The following is a 15,928-nucleotide window of genomic DNA, read 5'->3' on the forward strand; positions in this document are numbered from 1 at the left end:
AGAACATCTGCACAGGCTAGGGGCGAGTGGCGGCGCCCACTCTGTTCGCTTGTCATGTCACCCATCGACGCCGAGTCGGCACGTTCTGTGTCACGAGGACGGCTGCGTCCGTCGGTACACTTCGACCCGTGGGCAGACAGCCACGCATCCAACCCGCGGCGGACAAGGGTGTCACGGAAGGCAACGCTACGCCATACGGAGGCATCGCGGCCAACGATTGGCTTGGTGGCCTCGCCGATACCAAGCTGACAGATAAGACGGTGGACGCCAAATGGCTAGCCAACCGGCTCGCCGCCGCGTCAGGCTCCGTCGCCATTGACGGCACCGACGTCGAGACGTGGGGCGCGCTGCACGGCGATCCTGTAACCGTGGACTTGGACGGCGAACCAGCCGAGACGCAGTTGATGTATGACGGCACCGTGCCGAAGCCCAAGAAGCCGGCCCGCAAGGCGCTGGTGGTTGGGGTCGGTCCGGACGGACGCAAGCGCTACACCGTCGATGCCGATGCCGATGCCGATGCCGATGCCGATGCCGATGCCGATGCCCGGGCTGGGCATCGGTCCGCTACGAATAGGCCGCGCCGCCGGACCTTACGTCGGATACGAGCTGCACCTGGCCGTGCAGGCGCGGGACGTGAAGTGGAGCAAGGGTGGTGACAAGACCAACCTCTCCGACGAGGTTCCTGGCGTCGTCACCTGCTTCTCGCTGGTGCCTGCCGGAACTCATCGAGGCAAGGCGATTGTCGATGATCTGATCGCGGCTAAGGAGGCCCGCGAGCCGATCGGCGATGTGGTTTGAAACCATGGCTACAGCCTGTGCAAGCCAGGCACTGTGCACCCACAAGCTGGCCCAGGCCGGCATCCACCAAACGTTCCAGCCCGTCACCCACCAGCGCGGCATCCGCCCCTTCTCCGACGACGCCCTGCTCATCGACGGGCAACCGTTCTCCAGCCTTCTGCCCGACGAGTTGCGCGACCTGCCGTCGCCTCCGAGAGGAGCCAGTGAAGCGGAGAAGGAGCAATACGAAGCCAAGTTCAACCTGCGAGCCCGGGGGCGGATGATGCGAGACAGCCCGCCCGACCGCGACGGGGCCACCCGCTGGCGCTGCCCGTTCTGCTCCGGCTTCCTGCGCTCGCGGAGTTCTTCAAATCCATGCGCCGCCCCACGGACGTCCCGCTCGTCCCGTTAGCCGGCGGCTGTGACAAGTGTTGCTCCGGCATCCTGACAGCGCAGGCGGTCGAGATGGCGTGGTAGCAGCGCATCACCTACGGCACAACCGCTGGCGCATCTCCATGGGGTGCCGGCAGGTCGTCGAGTCCGTCAATGCTGCCCTCAAGGGGCGTATTCACCGAGCTCGGCCGAGTCTTCATGCGGGTGATGGGCGTCACCAAGATGACCGTCATGCTCGGCTTCACCTTGGCCGCGTTCAACCTGGACCGCATTCGCAGCTTCCGGGCCAAGCACCACCTCGACGAGCAAGGCCAACCCACAGGGAGGGCGAAGCAGACGCGCGCCCCTAGGCGGACCGGCACCTGGGCCGATGTGATTGAGCCCTGCGAGACGCCACCCGACAGATAGCCAGACAGCCCAGAGCCGAGCCGGCTGCCACACGGCGGGCCGGCTTCAACGCGTCCAAGGATCGGGATGGGTGCGCGAAGCGTTGAGAAAGAGAAAGACCGCCCACGAGGGGGCGGTCTTTTTGGTTGAACTAAGGGGTGGCGGTGAGGCGATTTCGCCTCCGCCACCACCAACAAGGGATTTCGTGAACACCCGTCGGCATTTCACGACCATCCCCTCTTGGGATGATCACGAAACTCTCTGACCTGCACGTACGTATGTTCGATATCTTCGAACTCACACCCTAAGAGGTTGATCACTCACAACGGGGGAAGTGCCTGTGCGCTCCGATCGGGGCCGAAATTCAGTTAGCGCCACGCTCCTGACGAAAATCCGTACGAGGGATCAAACGGTTCCAATATGAAAGGAGGAGTTATGGATCGGCTTGAACAAGAGGCACCGCGTATCGTCCAAGTCCTCGACCTGAAAGGGGTCGTGACTGAGCAGCAGATCGACAGATGGCGGATTGTGGGAGCGACGAGCTTCGCGGAAGAAGCTCATACGCCTGTCGTGGCGATTCCGCTATCGCGTCAGCGGTTTGTACGAATCCGGCCTCGCGCCTGACACGCCGGGGTCCGTCAGATAGCGGTGTTGACGGAGCATGCTGGAGGAGGCGGGGACCGCTTGGTCTCACGGCCGGTCTTCACCCAAAAGGTGAAGACAAAGACTCCAAAGTGTGTTATAGTTGCTTCACCCTTAGGGTGAAGCAGGAGGTTCATGCTTGTCGAGTTTGAGGATGACGATCTTCGGCTGCTGTACGAGGACGCCAACTTTCGGGTGCAGCGGTTCGGACGAGACATCGTTCGGGCGTATCGGAAGGTTGTCGGCATCGTGGTGGCAGCCGATGACGAACGCGACCTATACGCCATGCGCTCTCTCAACTACGAAAAGTTGAAGGGGGGTCGCACTGGCCAGCATTCGTTGCGGTTGAACCAGCAGTGGCGGTTGATTGTCAGGCCGCAAAAGAGTCGAGACGGAACGCAGATGATCGTGATCGAGATCGTGGACTACCACTAAGGAAAGGAGGGCACGATGACAAATACGTTGACACCAGCTGAAGCCTTCCCTCCTGGGGAGTATTTGCGTGACGAGCTTGAGGTTCGCGGATGGTCTGAGAAGGAGTTTGCTGAGATTTTGGGCCGCCCAGTGCAGGCGGTGTCGGAGATCATGAATGGTCGCAAGCAGATCGTGCCCGAGACAGCGTTGGCGATCGCAGAAGCTCTCGGTACGAGCGCTGAACTTTGGATCAACCTGCAGGCCGCGTTCAATCTGTACGAAGCGAAGTCGGGACGACCGCCGATTACTGACGTGACCCGCAGGGCTCGGCTGCGATCGTGCTTACCGATCTCTGAGTTGAGGCAGCGGGGCTGGCTGCCAGACACCGACGATCTCGACAGGCTCGAAACTGCTGTCCTTGATTTCCTCGATATACCTGACTTCGAGTCCGAGCCGCAGTTCGCTGTGGCGGCGCGTCGTTCGAACGCAGCGGAGTCCCTTATGCCGCAGCAGAGAGCTTGGCTTGCACGAGTACGTCGTCTTGCGCTGGATCGAGAAGTCGGGGATTTCGACCCCATCGCTGCGCAAGCGCTAGCGGCGGACCTTGTGCATCGCATCCACGATCCAACCGACCTGGGCCAGCTCGAAACGTGGCTCGGGGAGGTTGGGGTAATCGTCATCACTCTGCTTCCACTCAAGTCCAGCAAGCTCGATGGTGCAGTCATCCTCCTCGAGGATGGTCATCCGGTGATCGGCCTGACCAGTAGAGGCGACCGCATGGACGGGTATGTATTCACGCTTCTGCACGAACTCGCCCATATATGTCTAGGCCATCTGGAGTCGACTGGGTTCCGGACGGACGAGGACGTCATGGAAGGGGAAGTCCATGACAGCGTCGAGTTAGCAGCCAATAGGCAAGCAGCCGAGTGGATCTTTCCCGAGAGCACACCCCTTCCGGCGGGCAAACCCACGATGGCCTCGATCCTCCAGATCGCTAGTCGTCATCGAATCCACGCCAGCTTCGTAATCGGCCGGATCCAGCGGGCCCGAAAGGACTGGGGGATGCTTCGACGATCGATCCCGCGGGTACGTCCATACATCGCGGTCGAGAGCTGACGGAACGGCTATGAATCTCAAGCTCGGCTCGCCGTCACTAACGCTCCGGGGGACATTTTCCTTTTACGTTTCCGGCGGCGACGCCGACCGCGTTCGCACCTGCGCAACGGGCGCCGACGCCATTGTCGTAGCTGGAGCCAGTGGACCAACGACGGTGCGGCTCTTGCGAAATCAGGGTTGGACAGGGGCCGTTCTGTTTGACCGAGTCGGATACAGGGACAGCAACACGCGCGTCGATCTGCCTCAATGGATTGCCGATCAGCAGAGTGCCGGCGCCGATCGACTCTTGACCCCGGGTTGTTGGGTCGGATCCGAAGGCGGTCACAATACTTTGAGGCCGCAGATCGAAGCCGAGATCAAGGTCGCTCAGAAGTACGCCGCAACGGTGCTCCTCGCACTTGACTATCGATGGCTCACGAAGTCCGCACATCACGACGAGCTACTCACTGTCTTGCAAGAGCTCGATTCGCCTGTCGCGATGGTTCTCGGAGACCGCAGCGACCCGCTGGGACATCCTGGTGCGGTCGACGCGCTCGTAGCACTCACCAAGCGTGTCGAGGGCATCAGTCTGTTGCGTTCCGACCACGGGGCGATCGGGGCTCTTGCCTTCGATGCCGCCCACGCCTCGATCGGCTTAACAACCACACACCGACACGTCGTGCCCCCGACCGTTCAGGCACACGGAATTCCAAACGACCGGTCCGCGCGAGTGTTTGTGAAGGACCTAATGGACTGGTTTACGGCGAGCACCATCGGTGGCTGGTCCACCACTCGAATCACTCCAGTCTGCAACTACTCATGTTGCGAGGGCCAACGCATCGAGCGGTTCCTCGATGGTCGTCTCAGGAGCGATGCTGACCGGCATAATCGGATCGTGTTGGCGGCGATCGTTGACGAAATCCTGGACCTGCCAGAGTCGGCGGATCGCCGCAGGGCCTTCGGGCGGATGTGTTTCGACGCGGTAGAGCGATACGGAATGATGGGCGGACTCACGACCGAGATCAGCCCGAAGGCGCAGCTGTGCCAGTGGGCCCAGTATTACTGAGCCAGTTTCGATAGGCCAGTTCGGCTTGCCACCATCGGAATACGACTGGGCGCCCTAGCATCGGTTGTGCCGGCTCTACCAACTGCGAGATTCGTTCGCCCAGACCTGCCCAGACCCCAACGCCAAGTGCTCGTGCTCTGGCCAGCGAGGCCTCTTGATGGGCCGACACGTGGCTCGACTCATGAGCCCAAAGTGCGATTCGGCGGACTGTTGGCGGATGTGAACCGGCTCTGTTCACCGCTGTTGACAATGAGTCGTGCGAAACGAGCACGGATCGGATGGCGCCCGCAGGCCGGTAGGTCCGGACCACTGTGTCGCCTGTGTGTTCGACCCATCCCTTGCCTTCCTCGTGCAAGGTAGAACGGTCAATTGGCTTCAGCGCGTGCCACGGAATAGCGACGCCGAGTGGGAGTTCCCATAGGGCATGCAGCAATCCGGTCGAGGGGATTGCGCCGAGACGGTTCTCGTGCCGGCGACGATGTTCCGCCGGATCAAGTTCCAGACCGACCACATAATGCTGTCCGTCTACTGAGAGCCGCACTGGGAGTTCAGTAGTCCGGGCACACGCGTTCTGAGCGATATTGATGGACGTGGGAGAACCTTTGCTAAACCTGGGTACCCGTTCAGATCGGATGGTCACGGCCCGCCCATGACCAGCGGGCGAGGCCCAGGAGGCCGTTGAATCGACTCGGACGATGCAACATGCTGCGCTTCCCGTCGGTACTGACGGACCATTACTCCGATCGCGTCACCGTCGGTCGGCGCAAGCCATATCAGTGCTGCGACTATGTCCGATCGCGAGGCCCGATTCCCGTCCGCGCGCGTGCGTTCCAAGAGGAGTTCGAGGCGATCATCGACCTGACCTGGTAACACGAACTGTGGTCTTCGAGACGCCACGAATCAGACTGTACTCCAGAATAATTCATGAATCGAACCGGAAGCCTCTGATGGCCGGGTCGTTCTGCAAGGCAACACGACATAGCAAGGTGTCTTGCATGATCAAGGATGGTTGCAGTACGCTCGAGCTCTGGTGAACGTCTGAAGGAGTATCTAGGTGGACGACATCCCACACCCTGCGTTGGTACTGGACTCGGAAGACGCGGTCCGACAACTGAGAAGCGCTGCCACGGCACTGACAAAGGCGGAAACACGGCAGGAAGCGGCATTGGCAAACGTACGAGAGGCTGTCGCTGCAGCACGGCTGATGAAGGTGCCGTGGGAGCGGATCGCCCGTGAACTAGGAGTTACGCGCCAAGCCGCAGCCGACCGATTTGGGGGCAAGATTCGAGAGGAGCTCGTGCGGGCTTGGAACAGCATTGAGGTGCAACTAACCGCGATCGCCAGAGCGAGAGGCATCGACCCGGACCCTGACGAGTTGCTGCGTCGACTCAGTAACGACGGAGCCTTGCCGGAGAACCTTGTGCAAAGCGCTCTTCGATTGCATCAGGTGAGGAACACGGTCGTTCACCGGCCAGGAACCGAACTCTCCGTCGATGAGGCTGAAGAGCTCACGGATACGGCTATTCCTCTGAATGGTCTGCTTTGGATGCTCGCGAACTCCCACGAAGCGGGAGCCCATACGCACCGCGATCGGTGAGGACCACAATGGGAAACGGACATGCCGGAGTAAAGCGGTTGAGTGAGGGGGCGTGGGATGCTTTGCTCGAGGCGCTCGCCGTCTTCTATTGGTACAAGAATGACCTGGAACGATTCTTACGTGCCGCTCTCATAGATGCCCCCGACCTTTTGGCTCGGGTGAGCTTCACGGTCACCAAGCGCGAGGTTGCCGCTGACGTAATTTCGTTACTTCGTCATGACGAGAATCGATACCAAGGGGTCGCTCTCGATCTTCTTGTTCGGCTTTCCCAGTTCGATTCAAGTTTTCGTCGGCTTGCCCGACTCGACGACGGAGCGGCGAAGGTCGCGATTGCACAAGCGGCCCTATCCGAGGTCAAGGCAGTGGTGGAAACGTACAGCGCGCAAGCTGCGGCTCGTGAACAGGTTCGAGCTGAGGCAGAACAGGCGAACATCATTGCCGAGCAGCGGCGCTCCCACCGTAAGGTCTTGGAGGACCTAAAGAATCGATTTCTCGCACTGGCGTCAATGGCCGATGCCCACGAGAGAGGCCGGCGGTTTGAACGGCTTCTGAATGAACTGTTCAGTCTCTTCGATCTCCACCCTCGGGCTGCCTACAGCCTTGAACATGAGCAGATCGATGGTGCCTTCAATTTCCAGACCGACGATTACCTTCTCGAGGCAAAATGGTGGTCGACCCCACTTGAGCCGAAGCATCTGAATGATTTCAAGGTCAAGATTGATGGTAAGGCGCGACATGTTTTTGGACTGCTTGTAGCCGTGGGAGGGTTCACTGCGGGCGCGGTCGCGCTCCACTCCCGTGGCACTCCGCTCATTCTCATGGACGGGGCCGACCTCTACGCGATTCTTGAAGGCCGGATCTCACTCACTGAGGCCCTCGAGAGAAAGCGTCGGCACGCAGCCGAAACCGGCTCACCGATGCTTCCGATCAGCCAGATGGTCGACTGAGGACCTTGGGTGCCACAGGTAGGTTGTCCGCATACCCGGCGTTATCGGTAAGGAACTAGGTCAGCGGACCATTTTTTAGTGATCAACCCACGAACATAGGTGCGTGGTAGGGGACAGTCGTCAACCTCATCCCTGTAAGCGACAGCCTGACCTCATACCCGGTCCGAAGTCCTGCTGCTCTCATCGCCCTTCCACCAGGACTCGCTGCGCTCCACAACCAAGGCTGCACATTGCATGGTGGCGACTCCGCCGACTCTGCTCGAATCGCCTGTCGGAGCTGAAGCCGTAGCTCATGGAGACCGTCGAGGCCACCGGCTTCGAGCCCGATTGCCCGCTGGAGGCCGTCTGTGGCGGTGTCGTGCGCGATCGCAAGTCAGCGTATCGAGGCCGTCCATCACTCGTTCTGGGGTCACCCACACCCGCTGCCCAAAGCCGGCCGTTCGGGCTCACCAGGCCCAGGGACTACGAACTGATCTTCTCAGGCACCTCGTCAGTCTTCAAGCACAGGGTGTCCCGTATTGTCCCGGTCAAACCTGCACGCCGGCCGTTTCAGCGCCCGGCTTGTCGCGTGAGAGCCGCCTGCGGTTATGCGTCTTTCGGCCGTGTGCTCTACGCGATGCCTTTTTGGACAGTTTCCGCGACCGGTGCGCACTGTGCGCATCCGATCGCTCGGGCGGCCGCAATGCGTGGTACTTCGATTGGATGCGCCTCGCGAGGTTTCGCCCGAAGCGTTACGACCATCCAAGCCGCTCCGAGCAGGACGGCGGCAGCGATGAACGCAACGTGAAAGCCTGAGACTCGGGCAGCATCAACGGACCTATGCGCTACTGAGCTACGCAAACTGTTCGTACGATCGGTGGAGAGGGATGCGAGGATCGCCAAGCCGATAGACCCTCCGACTTGCTGGGCAGTATTCAGCAAACCCGACGCCAGTCCTGCGTCCTCTGCGCCTACTTCACTTGTGCCGGACAACGTGATTGGCACGAATGTGAGGCCGAGACCGAAGCCCAGCGCGAGCAGACTGGGAAGGAGATCGGTGACGTAACGTCCTTCGACCGGCAGTCGGATGAGGGACACCATTCCGACGACCCCGAGTGTGAGCCCCGTCATAGCCACGGCACGAACGCCAAGGCGCGGAACAAGTTTCCGCGCTACCGTCGCACCTGTTGCGATTCCTGCCGAGAAAGGAAGGAACGCCGTGCCAGCGCTCAACGGTTGAAAGCCCACAATCTGCTGGAGATAAAGCGAGACGAAATAGAACGTCGAGAACACGGCGCCTGAAGTGAGCAAGAGTGTGATGTCGGCTGCTGTGAAGCTGCGCGTATGGAAAATGCCGAGGCGCACCAGAGGTGCGGTGCTTCGCTCTTCAATTGCAATGAATCCGACGAACAAGCCCAGGCCGACCGCCAGCGGCAGAATGGTGCGAGTGGAACCCCAACCGTATTCAGCCGACTTCGCGACAGCGAAAACGAGCACCATCAGACCGGCGGTGACGGTAACTGCGCCAGGGAGATCGAACTTCCGGGTTGGGTTCGAGGATCGGAACGGAGGGACAAATCGCGCAGTAGCTGCCGCAAGGACTGCGCCGACTGGGACGTTGACGAAGAAGATCCATCGCCACGAGGCAAGGTCGGTAAGAACGCCGCCAAGAATGAGCCCCACGGCGCCGCCGCCAGCTGAGATCGCACTCCAGATCGCTAGGGCCTTCGCCCTTTCGCTCCCGTCGCCGAAGGTCGTCGTAATGATCGAGAGGACAGCGGGTGCGAGCAACGCGCCCCCGAGCCCTTGTAATCCTCGGCCAGCAATCAGTGTGGCTGGTGACTGCGCCAAACCGTTAAGCAGTGAAGCGGTTGTGAAGATCGCGATCCCGGCACCAAATACCCGCCTACGCCCGAGTACGTCGCCCAAGCGGCCGCCCAACAGCATGAAGCCACCAAAGGCCAGCGTGTAGATCGTGATCACCCATTGAAGGCCTGATGTGCTGAAGTGCAGCCCGCGCTGGATTGACGGTAGGGCGACGTTGACGATCGTGGCGTCTAGCACGATCATGAATTGGGCTACGCAGACGACGACAATCGTCAGCCACGGGTTGCTGCCATCTGTTTCGGGCAGTTCGCGTAATCGAGCGCTCACAATGACTCATCCGGCTCGTCGATCAGCGCGAACCTGTTGAGGCACGAGCCGAATTGGCTACAGATACGCGAAAAATCGTGTCCCGTCGATTCCTTCCTCCTGCTCGCTGCTCCAGCGGCACGGATTCGAAGGCTCATAGCGCAATGACAGTCTTGCCCTTGGCGGGCCGGACCTGTCCTGGGTTCAGGGCGACGGGCACTTCTACCAGGGAGATCCGAGTGATTGGTGGGGTGATGATGCGGCCGTCAACGACCGCCTCTGCCAGTCGTTCCAGTAGCTCGCTCGACATCGGCAAGACGAAGTTGATGCCGGTGACCCCACTCGCACGTAGGGCTGCTTCATCGGCAACGTAGTTGGTCGACATCGCGGTGCCGCCTGGTTTCACCAGCGAGGCGAGAGCGGCGAAGCCAGCGGCGTCGGCGTTCGTCAGGTCGATAAGGATATCGACGCCGTCGGGGTGTGCTTGTCGGACGGCGGCCGGCAGCGCGACCGCTCTGCGATCGATGGTCTCCTTGGCGCCGTATTCGCGCATTCGCTCGGCATCGTCAGCGCGCGCGTTTGCGATCACGTTGCCCCCAGCGTCCGCCGCGAATTGGGTAGCGAAGGAGCCGACGCCGCCGCCCGCGCCGACGATCAGGACAGTCTTGTCGGCGAGCGGCTCGAGCTGTTCGACAAGGGCTAGCCCAGCGCCGCCCGCCGTCGGCAGCGCGGCCGCGACAACGCCATCGAGTCCGCTCGGAACTCGCGCTAGCGGCGCGTCCTCGCTAACTGCCACGTACTCGGCGTAGGTACCCGCCGAGCCAAGCGGAGCAATCAGGAACTGGCCGAAGACATAGTCGCGGACGGAGTACCTCGACGTACCTTCGCCAAGTCTTTCGACCACGCCGGCCCCATCGGCGCCGAGCACCATCGGGAACGTCGCCGGCATCGGCTTCCACGCGCCCGAGGCGAGCCAAAGGTCCATGGGGTTCATTCCTGCGGCCCGCAGCCTGATCAGAATCTGCCCCGGTCCCGGCTCCGGCGTCGGGACCTCCGCCACCGCTGGAGTGCCTCCATATTCTCTGACCGTAACCGCGCGCATCGTGTTCTCCTTACGGCTGGAACCCAAGACGGGATACCTGCATCACCGTCGTGTAATACCTGACCGGTCGCGAGCACACTGGGCAGAGCGCGCCTCGCGTACGATCAGTACGCAAGCGCTTCATCAACACCGACCCGCCCTTCATGTCTTCGACAGACGGTCTGTAAAGACGATCTCGATAATTTTGGGAACGGTCTCGACGCGCACCCAGTCGCGCTGTAACTCGCCGGCGAGCGATACCCAGCTAATCGGTTGCGCGCCGGCCTGCGTCACGCGTTCAAGCCCGGCACGGTGTGCTTCGTCGGAGGTGCCTGCGATTGCGTCGACGACGGGGTATACCTCGTACTGCTCTCGCATCGCGTCGAGCGCGGTGAATGCCATGCACATCTCGGTCCAGAGGGCGCAGAGGACCAGTTTGCGCCGTCCGGTCGCGCGTACCGCGGCGAGGAAGTCGGCGTCTTCCCACGAGTTGATCGTCGTTCGGTCGATCGGTGGGGAGTCCTCGAGTAGACCGGCGAGCTCCGGGACCGTTGATTGATCTTGGCCGGCGGCGACCCCGACGGTGGAATGCACGATTGGAAGGCCGAACAGCTTCGCCAGCCTCACCGTTGATACGACGTTCTGGAGCAGTAGGGCCGGGTTCGTCGAGCGGACACTCCTGAACTGGTTCGCTTGGTAGTCGATGATGATGAGCGCGGCGTTCTGCGGTGTGATCAGATGGTCGGCGAGCGGGTCGCGAATCGGGACACTCGTCATTGGATGCAGCCTCCTTGTCTCCGGTGGATTTCGACGGAGCGCGTCGGCCGCTTCTCGCCGAAGTCGCTCCCTGCCGCTGGCCGCCGGTCAGGCGCTTGCGAGCGTGACCCCGACCTTGGACCGCACCCAGGCGCCGATCTCGGCGACGGCGGCTGTGATTTCCGGAACGTGGCCGGCGCCCAGGAAGAAGTTGTGCTGTCCCTCGGGCAGCGATCGGAGTTCGAGATCTACGCCGGCGGCGCGGGCCCGGTCTGCGAACTGCTTGGAGTCGTCGACCAGGAGCTCGTACTCGCCGTAGTAGATGATCGTTGGAGGCAGCCCGGCAGGATCGGCTTGGGCGAGGTTGATCCGCGGATCTGTGAGCGCGATCCCGGTCCCGTCCAACATCGCATCGGTGAATCCACGCAACAGGTCGTGGCTCAGCATCTTGTCGGTGCTTGCGTTGCTGGTGATGGTTCCGTTGTTCAGCTCCATGTCGAACCACGGTGAGATAGACACGACGGCCCCTGGTAGCGGTGCGTTCTTCCGCTGCAGCGTGAGGGCCAGGTTCACCGCGAAGTTTCCGCCGATCGAGTCGCCTGAGCTGACGATCCGAGACGGGTCATAGCCCTCGTCGAGCAGCCACCGGAACGCGGCTTCGACGTCGTCGATCTGCGCCGGGAACTTGTCCTCTGGTGCCAGTCGGTAGTTGATGGCGAGCGCCTGGGCGCCGCAAGCCTTCGCGAGCTGCCCGATGGCCTTGCGCTCCTGCCACATCGACGCTGTAACCCCGCCGCCGGAGTGGCAGTGTAGAAGGATGTGGTCCTTGGAGCTCTCGACCGGAGTGATCAAGATGGCGGGCACGCCGTTTGCGGTCACTTCCTTGTAGGTGACGCCCTCCGGCTCGGGCGTGAGCTGATGCAGGCGCTCGGAAATGTCCCGCCAGAGGTCGAGACTGTCAGTTAACCCGAACCGGCGGGTCATTTCGGCGTAGAAGTCCGCGTACTGCTCAAGTTCTGGGCTACCCATTGCACTGTTCCTCTCATGTTGTGTTACTACTGTTCACCGCTCAGGGTGGCGGTCACGCTCCCCCGTCGCATCCTGGAATCCGTGGTCTGCGACCGCGGCGGACCTTGTCATCTTTTGCGCCACCAGATCGAGCTCGCATCTATGAATTCACTAGTCGCGTTCTCGCCAAGAACGGGCCGATGAAGTGGACGAACGGCACAAGGACGGTCGGAACACAGCCCGCCAAGCCAACTACGATCCTCGTAGCCTCAGACGCAAGGGCCTCATCAAGCGGTTCCCGTAGTCCAGCCCCTCCCCACTCATCCCTCTCAGCCGGCGGGTCTTGTTCTTGTTCACCAAGACCTGAGGGCGGTCTGCGTCACTCGGACTCGCCCAACTCGACGCCACCACCCAGACCCGGCGGCCCGAACTACCGTGGCCGTCGCGGCGCCGTTTCGAATACGCCCTGGATGACTCCATCGGCTGCCAGATCACGGCAGCGTGGGACAGGATCTGTTCGTGACCTTAACTTGGAGAAGGTGGAACTAGGAACTCTCGATCTCGGACGTGCTCAGTGCGCCCTTGAGCCGACCCCGAGAGTTAATGCCCAGCTTCCTGTAAACCTTGCTCAGATGGTACTGGACGGTCGCGGCGCTTATGAACATCTGGGACGCGATCTCCCGGTCGGAGAACCCTTCGGACGCGAGGTCCGCGACCCGTCGTTCTTGGGTAGTCAGTTCTGTTGCGTGCTCGACAGTCCTGGGTCGGACGCGTTCTCCGGTCGCCAAGAGCTCAGCTTCTGTCCGCTTAGCGAAGTTCATCGCCCCGATCTCGGCGAAATAGTCATGCGCCGTGCGCAGTTGAGCGCGAGCCTCGACACGACGCTTCTGTCTCCGCAACCATTCCCCGTAGAGGAGACGGGTGCGAGCGACATCGATCGCAACCGAGGTTTCCAAGAGGAGGTCGATAGCCTCCTGGTAATAGGCGTCGGCCTCACGTGGATCGGCAACAAGCGCTCTTGAACTAGCCAACGTTCCCCGCGCCCACGGTGTGCCGCTGGCCTCCGCCCGCAATTCGAGACCGGCAAGCGCCTCGTTTGCCATGTCCATCTCTCCCAGCCTGGAGGCTGCCTCGATCGAAAGCGGGAGGGCTTGTCCTGCGAAACCGATCGCGTTCTGATCGCGAAGGATTTCTGTCTGAACGAGCGCCTCTTGGTACCGTCCCGCCCCTATGTGCAGGACCGCGAGCGCCCAGTGAGAACCGGCAACGCTCCGCTCCATTCCAATCGCTGAGTGGATCTCGATCGACGCAGCTGCGGCCGCTCGAGTCCCCTCCTCGTCGCCCGCCCAGGCCTTAACAACGTCGTCCATGGTGAGGAAGTACTCGGTGGGCAATCCGATGGCTGCCGCCAGGTCGATCGCTTCTGCATGACGCGCTCCAGCGGAACGAATCCTCCCCGAGCGGAGGTCTTTCTGCATCAGTCGGAAAAGATTGCTGAGCAGTACGAAGAGGGCACCGTTTTGACGGGCGTAGGAGTCAGCCCGCGTACACAAAAGATTGTACGCGCCGTCATCGAACATCTCCATTGCTAACTGGCAACCAAGGGCGGTCCATTTGACAAGATCGTCGTCGCTAACAGCACCGTTTTGGAGGAGAACTCCGACGCTAGCGAATTGACGAAAGGGTGTTGATTGGTCCTCGCTGAACAAGGCGGTCATTCCGTCCAGCAAGTGATCTTGGAGCGTCGGAGGGTCCGACGTCGCCGTAGTCCTCTCCGCCACACTGACAATGTCTTGGGGCGAGATCTTCTCGGTGAATCGTCCGGAGATGCTGTACGCATAGAACGACTGCAGTAGGACCTCTCGTGCCCTGTTCATGTTCAACGGCAAGAATGCCTGAGCCGCATCCAGTAGCAAGGCTGGGGCCTTCGTCGGTTGGGATGAGCCGGTCGCCAGCAATCCACGAATGTGATTGGCTTTGGCAATGGCAACTGGGTCCGACAGATATGCGTGCGCCCGGTCAAGGATTTCAGCGGCATACGGGTGCGCCCCGGCCTTGTGCGCCGCGCCTGCGGCCTTGAGCAGACGCATCGATCGAACCTCTAGGGATTCACTCAGATCTGCAGCTTGAACCAACAGAGTGGCCTCAGCCCAGTAGGCGCCCCGCGCCTGCGTCAGGTGCGACATTCTTTCAAGTTCGGCCGCCAACTCTTCACTGGGACCGGCTGCCCCCAAGGCTAAGTGGCGGGCCCAGCGGTCCGGAAAGGCGGTTTTCCCCATAGCCGCCGCAAGCGCGCGATGGACTTGCCGACGCAGCTCCGGATCCGCTCTGGCGTACACGGTGGAGCGAATCAACGGGTGTCGGAACCGCAGCTCGGGACCTGGCAGCAAGAGCCGGTGACGTTCCGCCTCATGCTGGGCGTCGACGTCACATCCAAGTTCCCGTGCGACGTTCCAGACGAGGGCACGGTCTCGCGAGGTGTCGGCCGCAGCAATTAGGAGCAGAAGCTGAGCGTCTGATGAAAGCTGAGCTAGCTGTTGGAAGAAGTGATCCTCGAGCCGGTGGCGGATCGTGAGTGGCTCGATGGGTGCCCGCCGGTCGGCTACATAGGTGTCAGCGAACTCTTTGCCGAACTCCCAAAGCGCAAGCGGACATCCGTCCATCTCATTGACGATGAGCGCGGTTAGGTCGGGGCCAAGTTCACGCCCCGCGGCCCGGCCTAACAGCTCGCCCGCTGCGTCTGTCGGAAGCCCGGCGACCTGCATTGCGGGAAGGCCCGCTAGGTCGGAAGGGACATCGAAGAGGCTACGAATGGCAAAGAGCAGAACGATACCCTCGGCTCGGAGTCGTCTCCCGACGAAAGCAAGAGTCACCAAAGACTCTGCGTCAATCCATTGGGCGTCATCGACCAGACACGTCAGAGGCTTGGTCGCGCTCTCGACGGCAAGGAGACTGAGAGTCGCAAGACCCACCATGAAACGATCTGCCGGTTGTTGCCGCCGAAGCCCAAGCGCGGCCTGGAGAGCCGTCTGCTGGATCACAGGAATCTGTCCAAGACCATCGAGGAATGGCAGCAAAAGTCGGTGCAGAGCTGCGAACCCAAACTCCTGCTCGGATTCGATTCCAGCAATACGCTCCACACGCAGTCCTGATACCGAAGCGGCGTAGTCGAGCAAAGCCGTCTTGCCCATGCCGGCGTCACCGTAAAACACGAGAGCCCCACTGCGGTGCTCGCGCGCCGACTCCGCAAGCCGGTCCATCGCCTTCCTCTCCTCAGCCCGATCTAAGAAGACGGCCCCTTCTTGCACTGTCCCTCTATTGCCTGCCTCGATCGAGGAAAGCTGCCCTCACGTTGTGCCTCTTTCGTCCGATCTGTCGTTCGACGCCTCGGATATTTGAGATCCGAGCGATAGTGCAGCTGGGAGCAAACTATAGGATCGCACTGTCACGCGAGAACTCGACGAGTGCTCCACCAGTGGCCTTGCCCACCGGCATGGGCAAGCTGCGGGGAAGGTTCTCTAACTTCCAAGCGTGCCTAGGCGGGGGCTTGGGAGCCCCCATATCCCGCCTGGCGAGGAGACGCGAAGCATCCCCGAGTTGCCGATCAGGGGCGCGACAGAGCGAGTATGCACGACACCGAACGCCGACGTCAT

General features: G+C 61.4%; 15 protein-coding genes. 10 read left to right on the top strand and 5 right to left on the bottom strand.

Translation table 11 applies throughout. The features are described from left to right. Window positions 1–128: 128 nt before the first annotated feature. From VFZ97_19625 to VFZ97_19670, 10 genes are all read left to right on the top strand, one after another. The gene (locus VFZ97_19625) at window positions 129–656 is read left to right on the top strand and encodes a hypothetical protein (GenBank protein ID HEX6395649.1); all 528 of its coding nucleotides are present in this window, start codon (window positions 129–131) and stop codon (window positions 654–656) included. After that, entirely contained in the window at window positions 634–798 is a 165-nt protein-coding gene (locus VFZ97_19630; protein ID HEX6395650.1) for a hypothetical protein, read from the top strand. The genes VFZ97_19625 and VFZ97_19630 overlap by 23 nt, the downstream gene beginning before the upstream one ends. A 4-nt stretch (window positions 799–802) precedes the next feature. Continuing rightward, complete coding sequence (locus VFZ97_19635; protein ID HEX6395651.1) at window positions 803–1,189, top strand: hypothetical protein; 387 nt, start codon at window positions 803–805, stop codon at window positions 1,187–1,189. Between the two features lie 134 nt (window positions 1,190–1,323). After that, entirely contained in the window at window positions 1,324–1,578 is a 255-nt protein-coding gene (locus tag VFZ97_19640) for a hypothetical protein (protein HEX6395652.1), read from the top strand. Window positions 1,579–2,334: 756 nt separating this feature from the next. Further along, window positions 2,335–2,634, top strand: a complete 300-nt coding sequence (locus tag VFZ97_19645; protein ID HEX6395653.1) for a type II toxin-antitoxin system RelE/ParE family toxin — start codon at window positions 2,335–2,337, stop codon at window positions 2,632–2,634. Window positions 2,635–2,649: 15 nt separating this feature from the next. Beyond that, window positions 2,650–3,729, top strand: a complete 1,080-nt coding sequence (locus tag VFZ97_19650; GenBank protein ID HEX6395654.1) for a HigA family addiction module antitoxin — start codon at window positions 2,650–2,652, stop codon at window positions 3,727–3,729. Window positions 3,730–4,060: 331 nt separating this feature from the next. Next, the gene (locus VFZ97_19655; GenBank protein HEX6395655.1) at window positions 4,061–4,774 is read left to right on the top strand and encodes a hypothetical protein; all 714 of its coding nucleotides are present in this window, start codon (window positions 4,061–4,063) and stop codon (window positions 4,772–4,774) included. Window positions 4,775–5,476: 702 nt separating this feature from the next. Next, complete coding sequence (locus VFZ97_19660; GenBank protein ID HEX6395656.1) at window positions 5,477–5,644, top strand: hypothetical protein; 168 nt, start codon at window positions 5,477–5,479, stop codon at window positions 5,642–5,644. Between the two features lie 184 nt (window positions 5,645–5,828). After that, a complete protein-coding gene (locus VFZ97_19665; GenBank protein HEX6395657.1) occupies window positions 5,829–6,371 on the top strand; it encodes a hypothetical protein in 543 nt (180 codons plus the stop codon). 158 nt (window positions 6,372–6,529) lie between these two features. Further along, window positions 6,530–7,318, top strand: a complete 789-nt coding sequence (locus tag VFZ97_19670) for a restriction endonuclease (GenBank protein HEX6395658.1) — start codon at window positions 6,530–6,532, stop codon at window positions 7,316–7,318. A gap of 609 nt (window positions 7,319–7,927) precedes the next feature. On the opposite strand, the gene VFZ97_19675 is transcribed toward VFZ97_19670, so the two are convergent. The 5 genes from VFZ97_19675 to VFZ97_19695 all read right to left on the bottom strand — a co-directional run bounded on the left by VFZ97_19675 (window position 7,928) and on the right by VFZ97_19695 (window position 15,583). Then, window positions 7,928–9,451: an MFS transporter gene (locus VFZ97_19675; GenBank protein HEX6395659.1), complete on the bottom strand. Its 1,524-nt coding sequence runs from the start codon at window positions 9,449–9,451 to the stop codon at window positions 7,928–7,930. Window positions 9,452–9,584: 133 nt separating this feature from the next. Further along, window positions 9,585–10,532, bottom strand: coding sequence for an NADP-dependent oxidoreductase (locus tag VFZ97_19680; GenBank protein HEX6395660.1), 948 nt, complete (start codon window positions 10,530–10,532; stop codon window positions 9,585–9,587). Window positions 10,533–10,673: 141 nt separating this feature from the next. After that, on the bottom strand, window positions 10,674–11,288 hold the full coding sequence (locus VFZ97_19685) for an isochorismatase family protein (protein HEX6395661.1): 615 nt from the start codon (window positions 11,286–11,288) through the stop codon (window positions 10,674–10,676). A gap of 87 nt (window positions 11,289–11,375) precedes the next feature. Next, on the bottom strand, window positions 11,376–12,296 hold the full coding sequence (locus VFZ97_19690) for an alpha/beta hydrolase (GenBank protein ID HEX6395662.1): 921 nt from the start codon (window positions 12,294–12,296) through the stop codon (window positions 11,376–11,378). Window positions 12,297–12,820: 524 nt separating this feature from the next. After that, complete coding sequence (locus VFZ97_19695) at window positions 12,821–15,583, bottom strand: LuxR C-terminal-related transcriptional regulator (GenBank protein HEX6395663.1); 2,763 nt, start codon at window positions 15,581–15,583, stop codon at window positions 12,821–12,823. Between the last annotated feature and the right edge of the window lie 345 nt (window positions 15,584–15,928).

This window comes from Acidimicrobiales bacterium (assembly GCA_036378675.1).
Classification (GTDB): Bacteria; Actinomycetota; Acidimicrobiia; order Acidimicrobiales; family Palsa-688; genus DASUWA01.

What these genes read in the sequence shown, in the direction of transcription:
- VFZ97_19650 (HEX6395654.1), top strand. Translation starts at nt 2,650, where the DNA reads ATGACAAATACGTTGACACCAGCTGAAGCCTTCCCTCCTGGGGAGTAT.
- VFZ97_19635 (HEX6395651.1), top strand. Translation starts at nt 803, where the DNA reads ATGGCTACAGCCTGTGCAAGCCAGGCACTGTGCACCCACAAGCTGGCC.
- VFZ97_19660 (HEX6395656.1), top strand. Translation starts at nt 5,477, where the DNA reads ATGCTGCGCTTCCCGTCGGTACTGACGGACCATTACTCCGATCGCGTC.
- VFZ97_19645 (HEX6395653.1), top strand. Translation starts at nt 2,335, where the DNA reads ATGCTTGTCGAGTTTGAGGATGACGATCTTCGGCTGCTGTACGAGGAC.
- VFZ97_19690 (HEX6395662.1), bottom strand. Translation starts at nt 12,296, where the DNA reads ATGGGTAGCCCAGAACTTGAGCAGTACGCGGACTTCTACGCCGAAATG.
- VFZ97_19640 (HEX6395652.1), top strand. Translation starts at nt 1,324, where the DNA reads ATGCTGCCCTCAAGGGGCGTATTCACCGAGCTCGGCCGAGTCTTCATG.
- VFZ97_19680 (HEX6395660.1), bottom strand. Translation starts at nt 10,532, where the DNA reads ATGCGCGCGGTTACGGTCAGAGAATATGGAGGCACTCCAGCGGTGGCG.
- VFZ97_19685 (HEX6395661.1), bottom strand. Translation starts at nt 11,288, where the DNA reads ATGACGAGTGTCCCGATTCGCGACCCGCTCGCCGACCATCTGATCACA.